Raw genomic sequence first — 18,592 nt, 5'->3', positions numbered from 1 at the left:
TTACTGATGTTCTTGATTTAACAATTCCAGGTGAAAAAGATACAGTCAAAAATAAAGTCTTACCTGGTTTCACTGATTCTTTCACAAGTAGCCCTTATAGTGATGGAAAAATGTACTTAGCTCCTATCAACTATAGCCCTTGTGGATTATTCTATAATGAAGGTCTTTTTACAGAAAAAGGATGGGAAGTTCCTAAAACATGGAATGAAATGTTTGAACTTGGAGAAAAAGCAAAAAAAGAAGGAATTGCATTATTCACTTACCCAACAACTGGTTATTTTGATGCATTCTTTAGTGCATTATTAAATGAAGCTGTTGGTCCTGAAAAATATTTAAAACTTATGAATTATGATACTGCTACTTGGAAAGAAGCAGACACAAAGAAAGCATTTGAAACAGTTGGAACACTTGCAAAATATATTGAAAAAAATACAGTTTCTAATGCTAATAAAGAAGGTTTCACTAAAAACCAACAATTAATTTTAGATAACAAAGCTTTATTCTGCCCTAACGGAACTTGGTTACCTGGTGAAATGAAAGATGCTCCTAGAAAAGATGGATTTAAATGGGGATTCATGGCTTTACCTAAATTAACTACTGATGGTGATGCTTACTCTACTACATTCTCTGAACAAATCTATATCCCAGAAAAATCAAATGCAGATAACAAAGCTCTTGCAAAAGAATTTATTGCTTTCTGTTACAGTGATGAAGCTGCTAAATTATTCTACGAAAATGGTGGAGCTGTAATGCCTACTGATTATGCTTCAAAATTAATTAAAGATACAGATGAAAACAAGTTATTCTATTCTGTTGTTGCAAATGGTGCAAAAACAAACCCAGTTGGATTTGCCGCTGCTGATGCTATTGAAGGTGTTGACTTAACAAGCGCTGATGGTATTTTATATGGAACAGTTAATTCTGTTATGACTGGCAATAAAACTGTTGAACAATGGTATAACGCTGTTATTGAAGCAGTTCAAAAATATGATAAATAAATAGAAATTTAATATGAAACAAATAGCGGTGGTGTAATCACCGCTATTTTAGAAAGGAAAAATATGAACAAGAAAAAAGAAAAAAGAAGATTTATAATCATTTGTCTTGCCCCTGCGACAATTTTATTTACGGTGTTCATGATTATTCCAACAATCAATGTTTTTTGGATGTCTACTTTGAAATGGGGCGGACTATCTGCCAACAAAACTTTTGTTGGATTCAACAATTTCATTACTGCTTTCCAGGATATGAATTTTATCCATGCATTGCAAAATACAATATTAATTATTGCAGTTGTCACAGTAATCACAATGGCTCTTGCTATTATCTTTGCTTCTATCTTGGTAAGAGAGAAAATCAAAGGACAAAATTTCTTTAGAATTATATTCTATATTCCTAACATTCTTTCTGTTGTTGTTATTTCATCAATTTTTGGAGCTATCTATGATTCATCAAATAATGGTTTAATTAATAGTATGATTTCATTGTTTAAACCAGAGACATGGGATACAATACAATTTTTAGGAGATCAGAATATTGTTTTATATGCTGTAATCGGTGCACTAATATGGCAAGCAATTGGATATTATATGGTTATGTACATGGCAAGTATGTCATCTATACCAGAACATCTTTATGAATCAGCTGCTTTAGATGGTGCTGGAAAATTTAGACAATTCTTTTCTATCACACTCCCTATGATATGGGATAATATTCGCACAACATTAACATTTTTTGTCATCAGTACAATTAATATTAGTTTCTTATTAGTCAATGCATTAACATCTGGCGGCCCTGACGGTGCTAGTCAAACTGTATTAGGTTATATTTATAAGCAAGCTTATAACAATGCAAGCTATGGTTATGGTATGGCTATTGCTGCTATTGTTTTTATCTTCTCTTTTGTTTTAAGTTTTATTTTAAACAAATCTACGAATCGTGATCCGATTGAATTATAGGAGGAAACATAGATGAAAAATATAAAAAACAAATTTAGTAATGTTGATCGTTTATACAAAATTTTTATTTATGTTGCCTTAATTACATTAGCAATATCAATTATTGTACCTGTAGCATGGGTTTTTATGGCATCGATTAAAGAAAATAAAGAATTTTATTCAAACCCTTGGGCATTACCTGCTGGAATCTATTTTCAAAACTTCATCAACGCCTTTGAAAAAGCTAGTATGGGTAATTATTTCATCAATTCTGTTATTTCAACAGCTTTGGCATTAATTATTTTACTTGTTGTTTCTTTACCAGCATCTTATGTGTTAGCACGTTATAAATTTAAAGGTAAAAAAATATTAAATACATTATTTATGGCAGGGTTATTTATCAATGTCAATTACATTGTTGTTCCTATCTTTTTGATGTTAATGGGATGGGATGATGCATTAAACTTAAGCTTTTTCTTAGATAATATATTTGTTTTAGCCGTTGTTTATGCTTCTACAGCTATTCCTTTTACCGTTTATCTACTAAGCAGTTATTTTCAAACTTTACCAAAAGCTTACGAAGAAGCTGCTTTAATTGATGGGTGTGGATATTTTAAAACAATGATTAAAGTCATGATTCCAATGGCAAAACCAAGTATAGTGACTGTCATATTATTTAACTTCTTAGCTTTTTGGAACGAGTATATTATCGCTTTAACTTTAATGAGTGGGTCAAATCGAACTCTTCCTGTTGGACTTCTCGCATTAATGCAAGCTTCTCGAGGCAAAGCTGAATACGGTATGATGTATGCTGGACTTGTCATTGTTATGTTACCAACATTAGTTTTATATATTATGGTTCAAAAGAAATTAACCCAAGGTATGACTTTGGGTGGACTAAAGGATTAGGTGAAAAAATATGGATACAAAAAAACAAAATATATTATTACTTGTTATATTTATTGTTTCTTTCGCCCTTCTCTTTTATGGACAAAAACACATTGGATATATGGGATTGACTTTAGAATTCATTGGACTAATTGGTTTAGTTACAATACTTTATATTTATAACAAGAGATACAAATAGGAGGAAATATAATGGCTACATTATCACTTAAAAATATAAATAAAATTTATGACAATAATGTTCAAGCTGTCTTTGATTTCAATCTTGATATCAAAGATAAAGAATTTATTGTTTTTGTAGGTCCTTCTGGTTGTGGTAAATCAACAACATTAAGAATGATTGCTGGACTAGAGGATATATCAAGTGGAGAATTATACATTGATGATAAACTCATGAATGATATTTCTCCTAAGGATAGAGATATTGCAATGGTTTTCCAATCATATGCACTTTATCCACATATGAGTGTCTATGACAACATGGCTTTTGGATTAAAAATTGCAAAAGTTTCTAAAGAAGAAATCGATAAACGAGTTCGTTCTGTAGCCAAAGCTATTGATATCGAACAATATTTAGACCGTAAGCCAAAAGCCCTCTCAGGTGGGCAAAGACAACGTGTTGCTTTAGGAAGAGCTATTGTTAGAGAACCTAAAGTTTTCTTAATGGATGAACCACTTAGTAATCTTGATGCGAAATTAAGAGTTCAAATGCGTGTAGAAATCTTAAAAATTTATCAGCAATTAGGAACAACTTTCATTTATGTAACGCATGATCAAACAGAAGCCATGACAATGGGAACAAGAATTGTTGTTATGAAAGATGGACGTGTACAACAAGTAGCTGCCCCTACTTATCTTTATGAACATCCTGTTAATAAATTTGTTGCTGGTTTTATTGGTAGTCCACAAATGAATTTTAGAGACGGAATGATTATAGAAAAGGATAAAAAACTTTTTATTGAATTATCTGACATAACACTAGAAATTCCAGAAAGCAAGGCAACTGTTTTAAAAGAAAAAGGTTATATTGGAAAAGTTGTCACAATGGGTATTAGACCAGAAGATATCTCTACTCATCCTCAATACATCATGCATCATCCTGAAGCATCATTTCAAAGTCAGGTTGATGTTGTAGAATTAATGGGATCAGAAAGTTTTGTTCATATGACAAAAGATAATAACCCATTTGTTGTAAAGATTCCTGGCAGCACACCACTTAGAGCAAATGATGAAGGTGCATTTGTTTATCTAATGAATAAAACACATTTCTTTGATATGGACAATGAATTAAATATACTAGAAAATCAAGAGGGATAAAACATGAAAAATTATGGAAGACTTACTCTCCCTACTGATTTAGATGTTATAGATCAAACAATTGCATTAAAAAAGAAGTTGGGAGCAGATGCCATCAGAGACTGTGATGGTACAGAAATGCCAAAAGAAATATTAGATTTAGATGCAAAAATTTATGCAACTTATTATACAACAAGGAAAGATAACGATTGGGCTCTTGCTAATCCTGAAGAAATTCAACAAGAATACTTAATAACAGATCGTTATACTGCTAAAAAGTCATCACTGACCATTTCATTAATGAAAGGTTTTCACACAGAACAATTAAAACCAAATTTCATTGATAATCCATATGATTGGTGGGAGGTTATTGATCGAACAACAGGTGAAATTGTTCCGACAACCAATTGGACATATAATAAACAAGCAGAAACCGTAACAATTCAAACAATTCCATATCATGTATACACTGTCAGTTTTTTAGCATTTTTGATTTGGGATCCCGTTCATATGTATAATTTTATTACAAACGATTGGAAAAACGCTCCACATCAATTAACATTTGATGTCCGTCAGCCTAAAACCCAAGCCTATGTAAAAGAAAAACTTAAGAAATTTTGCGAAGAAAACCCTCATGTTAATGTCATTCGTTTTACAACATTTTTCCATCAATTTACATTGACATTTGATGATCAAAAACGTGAAAAATTTGTTGAATGGTTTGGCTATAGTGCCAGTGTTTCACCTTATATTCTTAAACAATTTGAACAATGGGCTGGTTATAAATTCAGACCTGAATATATTGTTGATCAGGGATATCATAATTCGCTTTTTAGAGTTCCTTCTCGTGAATTTAAAGACTTTATCAATTTCCAGCAACAAGAGGTTTGTAAACTCGCAAAAGAATTAGTCGATATCGTTCACAGTTATGGTAAAGAAGCAATGATGTTTTTAGGTGATCACTGGATTGGTACAGAACCTTATGGACCTTATTTTGAATCTATTGGATTAGATGCTGTTGTTGGTTCAGTTGGTGATGGTGTGACAATGCGTATGATTTCAGATATTAAAGGTGTAAAATATACAGAAGGAAGATTGCTTCCTTACTTCTTCCCAGATGTTTTTACTGAAGGTGGCGATCCTATTGGCGAAGCTCATAATAACTGGTTAAAAGCAAGGCGAGCTATTTTAAGAAGTCCATTAGATCGTATTGGATATGGTGGTTATTTGAAATTGGCTATTGAATGGCCTGGTTTTATTGATACAATCACACATGTTGTTGATGAATTTAGAAGTATACATGATACTACTCAAGGGACAAAGGCATATGTTTCACCATTTAAAGTTGCTATATTGAATTGCTGGGGTGAAAGTCGACGCTGGATGAATAATCAAGTTCATCATGCTATATGGTATCGTGAAATTTATTCATATGTTGGTATTATTGAATGTTTAAGCGGAATGCCTATCGACCTTGATTTTATTAATTTTGAAGATGTATTAAATGGTGCTTTAGATAAATATAAAGTAATCATTAATGCTGGTAGTGCTTATACTTCATGGTCAGGAGCTGAAAATTGGATTAATCCTGATATTGTTACAAAAATAAGACAGTGGGTTGATCAAGGTGGAGGGTTTATTGGCGTTGGTGAACCTACAGCGTATCAGCATCAAGGGCAATTCTTCCAATTAAGTGATGTATTAGGCGTTGACAAAGAAGTAAACTTTACACTTAGTCACGACAAATATAATACTGTTAATTCAAAGCATTTCTTGTTAGAAGATATTGATGGTAAAATTGATTTCGGTGAAGGAATGAATGGGATATATGCACATGGTGAAGATTACCAGATACTCAGTCAATATCATGGTTATGCTCAGCTTGTTACAAATCGTTTTGGTAAAGGACGTAGTATTTATCTTGCCGGTTTACCTTATTCACCTCAGAACTGTCGTCTTCTATTAAGAACTATATATTGGGCGGCTCAAGTTGAAGATGAAATGAAAAAATATTATGTAAGCAATGTCAATACAGAAGTTGCTGCATTTGAAGAAATTGGTAAAATTGCTGTTATCAACAATACGACAACATCTTTACCAACTGATCTTTATATTCAAGGAAAAAAAGTTAAGACATTAAATCTAGAACCAATGGAATTACGATGGATTAACTTATAGGAGGTAAAAACATGAAAAAACCAATACTTGTTATTATGGCTGCTGGTATGGGAAGTCGTTATGGAGGTTTAAAACAAATCGATCCTATTGATCAAGATGGACATATTATTATTGATTACTCTCTCTATGATGCAATGCGAGCTGGTTTTAAGGAAGTCGTATTTATCATAAAAAAGGATAATGAGAAAGATTTTAAACAAACCATAGGTTATCGAATGGAGAAAATCATGAAAGTTCATTATGTTTATCAAGAGATAACTGATATTCCCTTAGGAAATATTATACCCGAAAACCGCATTAAACCATGGGGGACTGCGCATGCCATTTATTGTTGCAGACAAATTGTTGAAGGACCTTTTGCAGTCATTAATGCTGATGATTATTACGGAATTGAAGCATTTCAGATTATCTACAATTATTTATCAACACATCAGGATGATAATTACTATCGTTATGCAATGGTTGGATATCAAATTGAAAAAACGTTAACTGAAAACGGAACTGTTGCTAGAGGTGTTTGTGTTGTTAATGATGATAATAATTTGATAAATATTACAGAAAGAACAAAAATTAAAAAGACATCAACTGGTGCAGCATATCAAGAAGATAACGAATGGATAGATTTGCCACAAAATTCTATAGTATCAATGAATCTTTGGGGATTTTCACAAAGTATTATAAAAGAAATAGGAAATGGCTTTCAGGCCTTTCTAGATGAAGGACTTGTGAGTAACCCACTTAAATGTGAATATTTTATTCCAAGTGTTGTTAGTCATTTATTAAAACAAAAAAAAGCAATTGTTAAAGTCTTAAAAACATCTGATCAATGGTATGGTGTCACATATAAAGAAGACAAACCAAAAATAGTGAAAGCTATTCAAGAAATGAAAGAAAGTGGACTTTATCCAAAAGAATTATGGGGTAAGAATAATGAATAATAAAAAAATCCTTCAAGAAGTTATTTCACATTTTGATTTTGTTGGTGAAATCATTAATGCTTGTCCCTATGGAAGTGGACATATTAATGATACTTATTTATTAGAATATAAAATTAAACATATGGGAATTGTTCCAATTATTTTACAACGTATGAATACAAATGTATTTAAACAACCTATTCAATTAATGGAAAACATTTTGAATGTCACTGATTTTTTAAGAAAAAAAATCATACAAAATGGTGGCGATCCAGAAAGAGAAACACTTACAGTAATTCTCAACAAATCTGGCAAACCATATTATCAAGATAGTGAAGGTAACTATTGGCGTGCTTATCACTTTATTACATGTGCAACTGGGTACGATGAAGTTAAAAGTGATGAAGATTTCTATCAGAGTGCACTTGCCTTTGGTAGATTTCAAAGTTTATTAGCTGACTATCCAGCAAACACATTACATGAAACAATTCCTGACTTCCATAATACACCTGCTCGTTTTCACATTTTTGAAGAAGCAGTCAAAAAAGATATTTGTCAGCGTGTTCAGGATGTTCAAAAAGAAATCGAATTTGTTTATAGCCATGTAGAAGATACGCACATTTTAAGCGATATGCAAAAAAAAGGAATACTTCCTCTTCGAGTGACTCATAATGATACCAAACTTAATAATGTTTTGATTGATGATAAAACGCATCAAGGTATATGTGTCATTGATTTAGATACTGTTATGCCCGGGCTAGCAATTAATGATTTTGGTGATTCGATTCGTTTTGGTGCCAGTACTGGAGCTGAAGATGAAAAAGATTTATCTAAAATTGAATGTGATATGCATCTTTTTGAAATCTACACAAAAGGTTTTATCAAAGGTTGTAATAAACAGTTAACTGATGCTGAAATAAAAGCATTACCCCTTGGTGCTAAAGTTATGACACTTGAATGTGGGATTCGATTTTTAACTGATTATTTGCAAGGTGATACCTATTTTAAAACAAAATATCCAACCCATAATCTTGATCGCTGTCGAACTCAATTTAAATTAGTATCTGATATGGAAAAGAAATGGGATATCATGAATGATATTGTGAAAAAACACATCTAAAAAACATCTCCGTTTGGGAGATGTTTTTTAAGAATTAGTGTTTCTTGTTCAACAAAAACTGTAAGTATTACAAACCTCAAATATTATTCGCACTTATTATAATGGAATATCATCCTATTTGCATAGAGTCCTTATAGCAACAACTTATTACTTACAAATATCTTGACTATCTAAAATAATTGTAACTGGTCCATCATTTATTAATGAAACTTTCATATCTGCTCCAAAAACTCCTGTTTCTAAATATATTCCAGAATCTTTTATTCTTTGATTAAAATAATTATAAAGTGGTATTGCCACATCAGGTTTAGCCGCTGTAATAAAACTTGGTCGACGACCTTTACGACAATCTGCATATAATGTAAATTGCGAAATAGATAATATACTTCCATTTACATCTTTCAAAGATAAATTCATTTTTCCCTGTTCATCTTCAAAAACACGTAAATGAATAATTTTATCCACAATCCTATCAATTATTTCTTGATTGTCTCCTTCACAAAATCCAACTAATACCATATATCCCTTTTCAATATGTCCCTTTACATGACCATCAATGCTAACTGAACTTTCTTTTACTCTTTGTACAATAACTTTCATAACTCGCTCCTATCATTCTTTTATAAAAAATGTTATACTTATTATAAACAAATTTATAGAAAAAGGAAAGATTTTATGACGACAACTTTAGCACATCGTATGCGTCCTACATCTTTAAATGATGTATTGGGACAAAAACATATTATTGGAGAAAAAGCATTATTTACACAATTTGTTAAAAAGAAACATCCTATGTCAACAATTCTTTATGGCCCTCCTGGATGTGGAAAAACAACATTGGCAAGTGCACTTGCTAATGATTTAGATATCCCTTTCCGTCTTTTTAACGCCTCTACAGGTAATAAAAAAGAAATGGATATGATTATTGAAGAAGCCAAGATGAGTGGAGAATTGTTTGTCATTATTGATGAAGTTCATCGTTTAAATAAAGATAAACAAGATCATTTGTTACCACATATTGAAAATGGCTTATTGATTATTGCTGGATGTACAACAGCTAACCCATATCATTCTATTAACCCCGCTATTCGCTCTCGTTGTCAAATTGTTGAAGTCAAGCCACTATCGTTAGAAGACATTATAGAAGGGCTTAATCGAGCCTTAGTAAGCGAAAATGGATTACACAATCAATTTAAAGTAGAAGATGGTGTTTTTCAATACATTGCCAAATTAAGCAGTGGAGATATTCGCTATGCATATAACTGCTTAGAAGTTTCAAGTATTTTATGTGATGATTCTTTTATTACAATGGATATTGTTAAGAATTCTCTTCATAAAGCAAATGCTCAATTCGATAAAGATGAAGATCAATATTATGATACTTTAAGTGGCTTACAAAAATCGATTCGTGGTAGTGATCCGAATGGTGCTATGTACTATCTAGGTAAACTCATTGAAGCCAATGACATAGAATCATTAGAAAGACGTGTTATCACAACTGCATACGAAGATATTGGACTTGCAAATCCAAACGCGTGTATGCGTACAGTCATAGCATTTCAAGCAGCCAAAATTATTGGTTTTCCAGAAGCTAGAATCCCTATAGCAAGTGTTATTATTGATTTATGTCTTTCACCAAAATCAAAATCTTCAGAAGCTGCAATTGATGCTGCTTTAAGTTCACTTGCTGCACACCCATACCCAGCGCCTCATTATTTGCGTCTAACACCTGTTGGATTAGAAGAAGATGAAAAATATGATTACAATCGTCCAGAACTTTGGGAATATATACAATACTTACCAGAAGCACTTAAAGGCCAGCAATTTTATATTCCTTGGATGACTAGTCAATATGAAAAAGCACTTGCTGAAAATTATCGCCGCCTATTAAAACATGGTCGAACACATAATATCAAAGAACTTAACAATAAAAAAAAGACAAACCATCAATAGCCTTTTCATATAAAATATAGAAATCAAGTACAAAAATGCTCTTATTAAAAGAAATAAATCATTTTGTTAAAGTACATTAATCAAAACTCACAAAACAATTATAAAATGAGTTACTTTACCTTTAAAATAACAATTGAATAGAGGCTAAAAATGAAAATCTTTCGCCCCTTTCACAACACCGTGCGTTGGGTTTTCTACACAGCGTTTCATAAGTTTATAGAATTGTAATAGTCTAGCGCACTTATATATCCCCAACTTTTCAATCTATCGTTGGTTAGTGTTCTAAAGAGTATAAAGCTATTGGCTATATGCCAGTAGCTTTTTTCTTGTATTTGCCCATTCCCATGCTTTGTATTTATTTATTCCTAATCTTTGTAGATTTCTATAGTTTGTCCTTACTATCTTCCATCTCTTCCAGTATATCATTCTTATTCTCCGTCTTAACCATTTGTCTATTGTCTTTGGCTAGTGGTTGGTAATACGAGACTTTCACCATTTAGTCTTATACCATACGTGGTCCACATCAAAAATAGATCCCTTATGAGATCTATTTTACTTTAATAATAGTTGTATTCATAAAAAATGATTTTATCCATTTTGGTAATTTTTCTGGTATAGATTGAAAAAAATGATTTATCTCCTGACCGGAAATATTTACCCCCTGTAAACAATAATCACCACTTGCACTTGCACCTATTGCAATATGTCCGATAGCCTTACCACCTACTGCTATTTGATTGGCAATTGCCATTCCGCCACAAGCATATATCCCTATAGCCAATCCACCTACAGCAAGATAACCTACAGCCACCCCTCCAAAAGCAAAAATTCCTAAAGCCAACCCACCAAAAACAAGACCCCCAAATGTCAAACCACCTAGACTCAATAATCCCATCGCAAGACCTCCAATACTGATAACACCAATAGAAATATTTCCTAATGCAATAATACCTTTAGCCACTTTTCTACCATAGCCAAAATTAACATGTACAAGTGGGATACCTGCTATCGTTAATCGACTCTTATACTCAAATTCTTTTGATTTTCTAATAACACGATGAAGTTCTTCTTCACTCATCACAATTCCTTGAGCAGTTGGATGTTCACCTTTCACAAGTTCATCCAGAGTAACCTCAAACAAATTAGCTATTTCAATTAATCTTTCTAGTTCTGGTATTGATGCTCCTGATTCCCACTTACTTACAGATTGTCTTGATACACCTAACTGATAAGCTAATTCCTCCTGAGAAAAACCTTTTTGTTTTCTTAATTTCGTTAAATTTTCTTGTAGTTTCATATAATCCCCTTTCAACACTTTTCATTATAAAGCATAATACTATAAGCACAATCAACTCACACTTAGAAAAGTGTCAACTCTTAGTTGCATTTAAAAAGAAAAGGATATTTATTGATAAATATCCTTCAAAACCGCTTGAACTGTTTCATCAAAATTTTTTAAATTTACATCATACCAATGCACATCAAATTGATTCTTAAACCATGTATATTGTCTTTTTGCATACTGGCGAGAATGTTTTTTGATGTTATCATAGACTTCTTCTAACGTTATTTTTTCCTCGAAATAATCAAACCATTCTTTATAACCTATTGCTTTCATACTTTGATGTGCACGTTTCAACCCAAGTTGATGTAGACTTTTAATTTCTGCTTCTAATCCATTATTTTTCATGATATCTACTCGTTTGTTAATTCGTTCATATAAAATGTCTCTTGGTAATGTCAATCCTACAAAATAAGCATCATAGAGACAGATATGCTGTTGTGCATCTACAATTTCACTTTTTCTTTGTCCAGTTGTTTCATAGATTTCAATAGCTCTTAACACACGCTGACGATTATTAGGATGCAACTCTAAAGCACTTTTAGGATCAATGCTCTGCAAATGATTATACAATTGTACATTGTCATAATCATGATATTTAGCTCTAAAAATTTCATGATTATCAGACATTTCACTAAACTCATAATCAAAAAGAGCAGCCTTAATATACAACCCTGTTCCTCCAACAATAATTGGCAATTTCCCTCGACTGACCATTTCATCTATGTGATAACGAACAGCATCTTGAAAATCTTTTACACTATATTCCTCATCTGGTTCTAAAATATCAATACAATGATGAGGAATATCCTCCATTTCTTGAGATGTTACTTTAGCAGTACCTATATTCATACCTCTATAAACTTGCATAGAATCACCACTAATCACTTCACCATTTAAAGCTTTTGATAATTCAACTCCCATTTTTGTTTTTCCAACGCTTGTTGGACCAATCACAACAATAACTCTAGTCATTAAGCTTTCCTATACCCAGCAAACTATAAATAATAGAAATACAAACAGATGTTACAATTGTTAATCCAAATGAATTAATATAAAAATCCGGAGCTAATAGGTCAGTTGCCAAAGTTAAAATAAAACCATTAATAATTAACTGAAATATTCCTAAAGATAAGATTGTAATAGGTAGAGCAATAATTGTTAAAATCGGTTTAATAAATGTATTTAACAAAGCTAGAACTAAAGCAACTAAAAAAGCAACACCAAAACTTTTCACATAAACACCATCAAACCAATACCCCATTAACATAATAACTGCTGCACCTAACACAAGTTCAAAAAGAATGTTTGTAATACCTTTTTTCATTTATACCACCCTCTTAAATAATTTTTCTAATTCATAGTCACTATAAAATAATATTGTTGGTCTTCCATGTGGACAGACATATGGATTCTCACAACGCATGAGATTATCAAATATCGTTTGCATATCACTTGGTGATAAATAAGTATTAGCTTTTAAAGATGCTTTACAGCTTAATGTTGCTATTGCATGTTCTTGTAAGCCCACAACATCTAAATTATTTTTATGCAATACTTCCTGAACCATTGTATCCACAAAAATGTTTTCATCTATCTTCTTCATCCATAAAGGAAGACTCCTCACTATATACCCATGTTCACCAAAGACTTCTAATTCAATACCAACTTCTTTAAGCATTGACTTACGTTCTTCTAAAATCAAGAATTCACTCATTGGATATTCTAATTGAAGGGGAACTATTAATGGCTGCATTGTTAAATCAAGTTTCTCAAATTTAGATTTATAATACTCATAATTAATTCTTTCCTGAGCTGCATGCTGATCTAGCAAATACATTCCCTTTTCATTTTCACCAACAAGATATGTTCCATGAATCTGTGTTTTTGCGTAGATTTTTTCTTTTATTGGACGTTGTTCTATATGAAGTGGCTCTGATTTCACAACAGTTTGTTGTTGTAATGACTCAGCAGTCTGATAAGATGTTGATGTTTCCTTAACAACTTCTGCTTGAATAGGTTTTGTGACAGTAGGTTCAGTATGAATTGATTGAGTCACTACTGGTTCTGAATGTAAATCAAATGTGATTTGATCTAATTCTGGTTTAAAAGTTTCTCTTTCAGTTGTCTTATTCTTAGCCTGATAAGTCAAATCAATTTGGGCTAATGCATCAGACACCCCGTTATAAATGAGTTCTCTTAATTCATATTCTTTTGAAAAACGAACTTCTAATTTTGATGGATGAACATTGACATCAACGAGATAGGGATCAACTTCAATATTAATAACAGCTATCGGAAAACGATTATCAGCTAAATAACGACGATATGCATTATTAATTGCATCAATACTCATAATATTTTTAACGTATCTATGATTAACTAACGTAATAATATTTGTTTTTGATGCTCGTGATGTATCTATCTTACTCATATAGCCATCAATTTGAAATTCATCATTTTCAAATTGTATAGGAATCATATTTTTAGCTGTTGAAATACCATACATGCTAGCAATCACTTCTAATAATTGTCCTTTTCCATTCGTTTGAAAGATTAACTTTTCATTATGATACAAACGTATAGCTATTTGCGGATAGGCTAATGCTATTCTTTCTATATATTGATGAATGGCTGCAAATTCACTATTGACTGATTTTAAATATTTCAATCTTGCAGGAACATTTTGAAATAGTTTTGTCACTGTAATCTGTGTACCTCTTGGTAAATCACATGTTCCTTCTTTTTTATATTTACCAAATTCATAAGTTATGAATGTTCCCTGGTCACCAGAAGATGTTCTTAAATCAAAGCCACTTACAGAGGCAATAGAAGGTATCGCTTCACCACGAAAACCTAAAGTCATAATATTAAAGAGATCATGGTCATCTTTGATTTTACTTGTTGCATGTCGAGAAAAGCAAAGACGAGCATCTTCTTTTTCCATTCCTTCACCATTATCAACAACTTTGATCATTTGTAGACCACCATCTTCTATGAAGATATCAATGCGGTTAGCTGATGCATCAATACTATTTTCAACCAATTCTTTAACGACACTTGAAGGTCTTTCAACAACTTCCCCAGCAGCTATTTTATTTGATAAAATATCATCTAACTGTCTTATTTTAGCCATATAATCACCTCGTTTCTAATATTTTTTTTAATTCTATTAATGTACTCAATGCATCTAATGGTGATAACGCCATTGGATCTATTCTTTCCAATGCTTTTTCTACTTGACTTTCAGCAATTAACTCTGGCTGTTCAACTGTCTCGCTAATTACTGTTTCAATATTATTATCCTCTAAAGACTTAAGAATAACTTTAGAACGAGCAATCACTTCATCAGGAAGTTTAGCTAGTTGAGCAACATTAATACCATAGGAACGATGACTGCGTCCTGGTTTGATTTTATATAAGAATACAATTCTATCACCTTCAACCGCTGCACTCGCATGAACATTTTGAATATGAAAACTTTCATCCATCATAGTCAGTTCATGATAATGTGTTGAAAAGAGTGTAATGCATTGAATCTTTGTTGCAATATATTCAATCATTGATTGCGCAATAGCCATTCCATCAAAAGTTGCAGTTCCACGCCCAATTTCATCAAATATAATTAATGAATCATGTGTTGCATAGCGTAAAGCATTATTCGCTTCTAACATTTCAACCATAAAAGTAGATTGTCCTGATATTAAATCATCACTGGCACCAATACGTGTAAAAATTTGATCAAAAACAGGTAAATTTGCTTCATCACAGGGTACAAACGAACCAATTTGTGCCATAATCACACAAAGAGCAATCTGTCTCATATATGTTGATTTTCCACCCATATTAGGCCCAGTTATTAAAAGAATTGGTTCATTTTCATGAATATCTACATCATTAGGAACATAATTTTGTCTTGAAATAACTTGTTCAATAACACCATGTCTTCCATTTTCAATATGTAACATATGCTGATTATTAAATTTTGGTCTGATATAACCATTTTGACTTGCTTTTGAAGCCAATGACTGATAGACATCAACTTGTGCAACAATGCTTGCAACATCTTGAATTAAATGAACATCTTTTTTGATATATTCTCGCAATTGTGCAAAAATTTCATATTCTAAAGCAATCATTTTATCATTGGCACTTAATATTTTGGCTTCCATTTCTTTCAGTTCCGGTGTTACAAAACGCTCCGCATTAGATATACTTTGTTTACGTGTATATTCAAATTCATCTTTAACCATTGATAAATAACTTTTTGTGACTTCAATATAATATCCAAAGACTCTATTATAACCAATCTTTAATCCTTTAATACCTGTTTTTTCTCTTTCTCTTTGTTCAAATTCACTTAACCATTGTTTACCATTTTCACGAATATATCTTAATTCATCTAACTCTTTATTGTAACCAGTTTGAATTAATCCACCTTCTTTGACTGTTAATGGTGGATTTTCAACAATAGCCTGATCTATGACATCTGTAATATGTGATAAATCAACAAGTTGATTTGCTAAATCTGTTGTATATGGATGTTCTAAAGAAAGTAATTGATTTTTTAATTCAGGAATTACTTTTAAAGAAGCACCAATCCATTTTAAATCTCTTGCATTAACATTACCAAAAGCAATTCTTGCAGCAAGTTTTTCTAAATCATAAATATCATTAATGATATCTTTAATTGTTTCTCTTTCAATAAAATTATCAATTAAAATTTCAATAATATCCATTCTTTTTTCAATTTTCTCTAAATTAACCAAAGGTCTTTCTATCCATTGTCTCAGCAATCTTCCACCCATAGCAGACTTTGTTTCATCTAATAACCACTGTAACGTTCCATAGTTTTCATTATCCGCATTTTTAACAAGTTCTAGGGACTTTTTCGTATAAGAGTCCATATATATATAATCTTCAGTTTTCACTTCCTGAATAGCCTGAATATGCCCCAATTCACGTTTCTGTGTCTCTATCATATAATTCAACAACAAAGAACAAACTTTAATCTCTTTCAAATCCTTAATATTCTCAAAAACCTTCTTATAGCCATCATTAAACTTATCATTTTCATAATGAGAAACAAATACACCATCAAAAGTCAAACTATCACTTACAACAATTTCCTTTAACCCTAATGCATCAACATGATTTTTCAATAAGTGATCTTGCTTATCAAAATTCACAACATAGAACTCACCAGTTGAAATATCGCAATAGGCCAAAGTATAATTAAAATCAAAAACGCCTAATGCCCCAATATAATGATTTTTTTTCTCATTTAAAGAATTATCCATAATAGTTCCAGGTGTAATAATTTGAACAACTCCACGTTCCACAATTCCTTTTTTGCCTGGATCACTTAACTGTTCTACAATGGCAACCTTATGTCCCATATCAATTAATTTTTGAACATAACCACTCACAGCATGAAAAGGCACTCCACACATTGGAACACGCTCTTTCGCTCCAGCATTTTTTCCAGTCAAAGCTAAATCTAAAGCTTTTGAAGCTACAACTGCATCATCAAAAAACATCTCATAAAAATCACCTAAACGAAACATCACAATTGAATCTTGATTATCTTCTTTGATTTTTAAATATTGCATCATCATTGGTGAATATTTTTGTTTCATTTTATCACTCCTTAATAACTCAAATATTATAGCATAATTTGTCAAATAAAGAAAAGAATTCCTCTAGAAATTCTTAGGAATTCTTGCTTATCATTTAATAAAATCAGGATTAATTTCTATATCATCAAATTCATCCCATACCTCTTCTTCATTCTTGACTTCTACTTTAATACATGTTTCTCCACTAATCTCTATCTGCATTTCTTTTTCAATTTCAATCGTGACATTCTGCTGATTAAAACTGGCTGACAAGCACTTTGGTTTTTCAAAGCATCTTGCCTTCACCTGATCACTCATTTCAAATTCACGATTTTCTTTTTTACTCACCTGCATATCATCAATATATGTGACTTGATGTTTTTCAACCTGCGAATCAAGTTCATCATGGCAGCTATACCATATGTGAACATCAAACGTTCCAATAATCTTTGGAACCCTATTCTTAATAGCTGCTTCATAATGATGGTTAGATATCCAGCATCCTAATATGTCATTTGGCAATGTACTTAGGTTAAAGTTATACGTATTTTTAGATAATTTCTTTCCTTTCGCTACAATTGCCTTTGTATAAATCTCTCTTATGTTATTGCTCATAATTCCACCTCTGTATACTATATGATATATTCCTCAATTTACCACATTTTTTTAAAAGAAAAGAAGGCAAATTCTGCCTTCTTATTGATTATGTGACGGTGTTGAATCTTTCAATACAACATCATGAGCGCCACCTTCAACAATACTTGTTGAAGAAACAAGTGTAATTTTTGCTTTTTGTTGTAATTCTGGAATTGATAATGCTCCACAGTTACACATTGTTGATTTAATCTTTGATAAACTTAATCCAACATTGTCTTTTAATGAACCAGCATAAGGTACATATGAATCTACACCTTCTTCAAAAGAAAGTTTAGAATCACCACCTAAATCATAACGTTGCCAGTTTCTTGCACGAGCACTTCCTTCACCCCAATATTCTTTCATATATTGACCATTGATATTGACTTTATTTGTTGGTGATTCATCAAAACGTGAGAAATATCTTCCTAGCATAATGAAGTCAGATCCCATTGCAAGTGCTAATGTCATATGATAATCATGGACAATACCTCCATCGCTACAAATAGGTACATAGATACCAGTTTCTTCAAAATACTCATCTCTGGCCTTAGCAACTTCAATTGTTGCTGTTGCTTGTCCTCTACCGATACCCTTTTGTTCACGAGTGATACAGATAGAACCTCCACCGATACCAATTTTAATAAAATCAGCACCAGCATCTGCTAGAAATCTAAATCCTTCAGCAT

At 31.8% G+C, this 18,592-nt stretch carries 17 protein-coding genes; 9 read left to right on the top strand and 8 right to left on the bottom strand.

The genetic code is table 11. The features are described 5' to 3' along the window. The 8 genes from BN350_RS19720 to BN350_RS17220 form a co-directional block, all read left to right on the top strand. A partial coding sequence (locus tag BN350_RS19720; protein ID WP_044600448.1) for a carbohydrate ABC transporter substrate-binding protein occupies positions 1-998 on the top strand: 998 nt, incomplete at its 5' end. Positions 999-1,061: 63 nt separating this feature from the next. Beyond that, a complete protein-coding gene (locus BN350_RS17250; protein WP_028044708.1) occupies positions 1,062-1,958 on the top strand; it encodes a carbohydrate ABC transporter permease in 897 nt (298 codons plus the stop codon). Between the two features lie 12 nt (positions 1,959-1,970). Beyond that, positions 1,971-2,846 carry a carbohydrate ABC transporter permease gene (locus BN350_RS17245; RefSeq protein ID WP_044600447.1) on the top strand — a complete coding sequence of 292 codons (876 nt, stop codon included), beginning with the start codon at positions 1,971-1,973 and terminating at the stop codon, positions 2,844-2,846. A gap of 10 nt (positions 2,847-2,856) precedes the next feature. Continuing rightward, positions 2,857-3,024 carry a DUF6903 family protein gene (locus BN350_RS21105; RefSeq protein WP_187117157.1) on the top strand — a complete coding sequence of 56 codons (168 nt, stop codon included), beginning with the start codon at positions 2,857-2,859 and terminating at the stop codon, positions 3,022-3,024. Positions 3,025-3,035: 11 nt separating this feature from the next. Continuing rightward, positions 3,036-4,160, top strand: a complete 1,125-nt coding sequence (locus BN350_RS17235; RefSeq protein ID WP_028044706.1) for an ABC transporter ATP-binding protein — start codon at positions 3,036-3,038, stop codon at positions 4,158-4,160. A 3-nt stretch (positions 4,161-4,163) separates the two neighbouring features. Continuing rightward, positions 4,164-6,317: a 1,3-beta-galactosyl-N-acetylhexosamine phosphorylase gene (gene gnpA, locus BN350_RS17230; RefSeq protein ID WP_028044705.1), complete on the top strand. Its 2,154-nt coding sequence runs from the start codon at positions 4,164-4,166 to the stop codon at positions 6,315-6,317. 11 nt (positions 6,318-6,328) lie between these two features. After that, a complete protein-coding gene (locus BN350_RS17225) occupies positions 6,329-7,255 on the top strand; it encodes a sugar phosphate nucleotidyltransferase (RefSeq protein ID WP_028044704.1) in 927 nt (308 codons plus the stop codon). Next, a complete protein-coding gene (locus BN350_RS17220) occupies positions 7,248-8,354 on the top strand; it encodes a phosphotransferase enzyme family protein (protein ID WP_028044703.1) in 1,107 nt (368 codons plus the stop codon). The genes BN350_RS17225 and BN350_RS17220 overlap by 8 nt, the downstream gene beginning before the upstream one ends. Before the next feature lie 147 nt (positions 8,355-8,501). On the opposite strand, the gene dtd is transcribed toward BN350_RS17220, so the two are convergent. Then, the gene (dtd, locus tag BN350_RS17215) at positions 8,502-8,954 is read right to left on the bottom strand and encodes a D-aminoacyl-tRNA deacylase (protein WP_028044702.1); all 453 of its coding nucleotides are present in this window, start codon (positions 8,952-8,954) and stop codon (positions 8,502-8,504) included. Between the two features lie 75 nt (positions 8,955-9,029). On the opposite strand from dtd, the gene BN350_RS17210 reads away from it, so the two are divergent. Then, a complete protein-coding gene (locus BN350_RS17210; RefSeq protein ID WP_028044701.1) occupies positions 9,030-10,307 on the top strand; it encodes a replication-associated recombination protein A in 1,278 nt (425 codons plus the stop codon). Between the two features lie 547 nt (positions 10,308-10,854). Here the strand turns inward: BN350_RS17210 and BN350_RS17200 are convergent. The 7 genes from BN350_RS17200 to BN350_RS19715 form a co-directional block, all read right to left on the bottom strand. After that, complete coding sequence (locus BN350_RS17200; protein ID WP_028044700.1) at positions 10,855-11,604, bottom strand: helix-turn-helix domain-containing protein; 750 nt, start codon at positions 11,602-11,604, stop codon at positions 10,855-10,857. 108 nt (positions 11,605-11,712) lie between these two features. Further along, positions 11,713-12,624, bottom strand: a complete 912-nt coding sequence (gene miaA / locus BN350_RS17195) for a tRNA (adenosine(37)-N6)-dimethylallyltransferase MiaA (protein WP_028044699.1) — start codon at positions 12,622-12,624, stop codon at positions 11,713-11,715. Beyond that, positions 12,617-12,976: a phage holin family protein gene (locus BN350_RS17190; protein WP_028044698.1), complete on the bottom strand. Its 360-nt coding sequence runs from the start codon at positions 12,974-12,976 to the stop codon at positions 12,617-12,619. Before BN350_RS17190 ends, miaA begins: the two co-directional genes overlap by 8 nt. Next, the gene (gene mutL, locus BN350_RS17185; RefSeq protein ID WP_028044697.1) at positions 12,977-14,785 is read right to left on the bottom strand and encodes a DNA mismatch repair endonuclease MutL; all 1,809 of its coding nucleotides are present in this window, start codon (positions 14,783-14,785) and stop codon (positions 12,977-12,979) included. 4 nt (positions 14,786-14,789) lie between these two features. Next, a complete protein-coding gene (mutS, locus tag BN350_RS17180) occupies positions 14,790-17,288 on the bottom strand; it encodes a DNA mismatch repair protein MutS (RefSeq protein WP_028044696.1) in 2,499 nt (832 codons plus the stop codon). 90 nt (positions 17,289-17,378) lie between these two features. Next, positions 17,379-17,882, bottom strand: a complete 504-nt coding sequence (cotE, locus tag BN350_RS17175; protein WP_028044695.1) for an outer spore coat protein CotE — start codon at positions 17,880-17,882, stop codon at positions 17,379-17,381. A gap of 81 nt (positions 17,883-17,963) precedes the next feature. Next, positions 17,964-18,592: IMP dehydrogenase (locus BN350_RS19715; protein WP_044600446.1), on the bottom strand; the 629-nt coding region annotated here is incomplete at its 5' end.

It is taken from the genome of Candidatus Stoquefichus massiliensis AP9 (assembly GCF_000455285.1).
Taxonomy (GTDB): domain Bacteria; phylum Bacillota_I; class Bacilli_A; order Erysipelotrichales; family Coprobacillaceae; genus Stoquefichus; species Stoquefichus massiliensis.
Note: the sequence above shows the minus strand (reverse complement) of the source record. Positions and strands in the feature narration are given on the sequence as shown.

Coding starts and splice junctions, on each gene's coding strand:
- BN350_RS17225 (WP_028044704.1), top strand. CDS start 6,329: ATGAAAAAACCAATACTTGTTATTATGGCTGCTGGTATGGGAAGTCGT.
- BN350_RS17245 (WP_044600447.1), top strand. CDS start 1,971: ATGAAAAATATAAAAAACAAATTTAGTAATGTTGATCGTTTATACAAA.
- dtd (WP_028044702.1), bottom strand. CDS start 8,954: ATGAAAGTTATTGTACAAAGAGTAAAAGAAAGTTCAGTTAGCATTGAT.
- miaA (WP_028044699.1), bottom strand. CDS start 12,624: ATGACTAGAGTTATTGTTGTGATTGGTCCAACAAGCGTTGGAAAAACA.
- BN350_RS17235 (WP_028044706.1), top strand. CDS start 3,036: ATGGCTACATTATCACTTAAAAATATAAATAAAATTTATGACAATAAT.
- BN350_RS17250 (WP_028044708.1), top strand. CDS start 1,062: ATGAACAAGAAAAAAGAAAAAAGAAGATTTATAATCATTTGTCTTGCC.
- mutS (WP_028044696.1), bottom strand. CDS start 17,288: ATGAAACAAAAATATTCACCAATGATGATGCAATATTTAAAAATCAAA.
- BN350_RS17210 (WP_028044701.1), top strand. CDS start 9,030: ATGACGACAACTTTAGCACATCGTATGCGTCCTACATCTTTAAATGAT.
- BN350_RS17220 (WP_028044703.1), top strand. CDS start 7,248: ATGAATAATAAAAAAATCCTTCAAGAAGTTATTTCACATTTTGATTTT.
- BN350_RS21105 (WP_187117157.1), top strand. CDS start 2,857: ATGGATACAAAAAAACAAAATATATTATTACTTGTTATATTTATTGTT.
- BN350_RS17200 (WP_028044700.1), bottom strand. CDS start 11,604: ATGAAACTACAAGAAAATTTAACGAAATTAAGAAAACAAAAAGGTTTT.
- BN350_RS17190 (WP_028044698.1), bottom strand. CDS start 12,976: ATGAAAAAAGGTATTACAAACATTCTTTTTGAACTTGTGTTAGGTGCA.
- cotE (WP_028044695.1), bottom strand. CDS start 17,882: ATGAGCAATAACATAAGAGAGATTTATACAAAGGCAATTGTAGCGAAA.
- gnpA (WP_028044705.1), top strand. CDS start 4,164: ATGAAAAATTATGGAAGACTTACTCTCCCTACTGATTTAGATGTTATA.
- mutL (WP_028044697.1), bottom strand. CDS start 14,785: ATGGCTAAAATAAGACAGTTAGATGATATTTTATCAAATAAAATAGCT.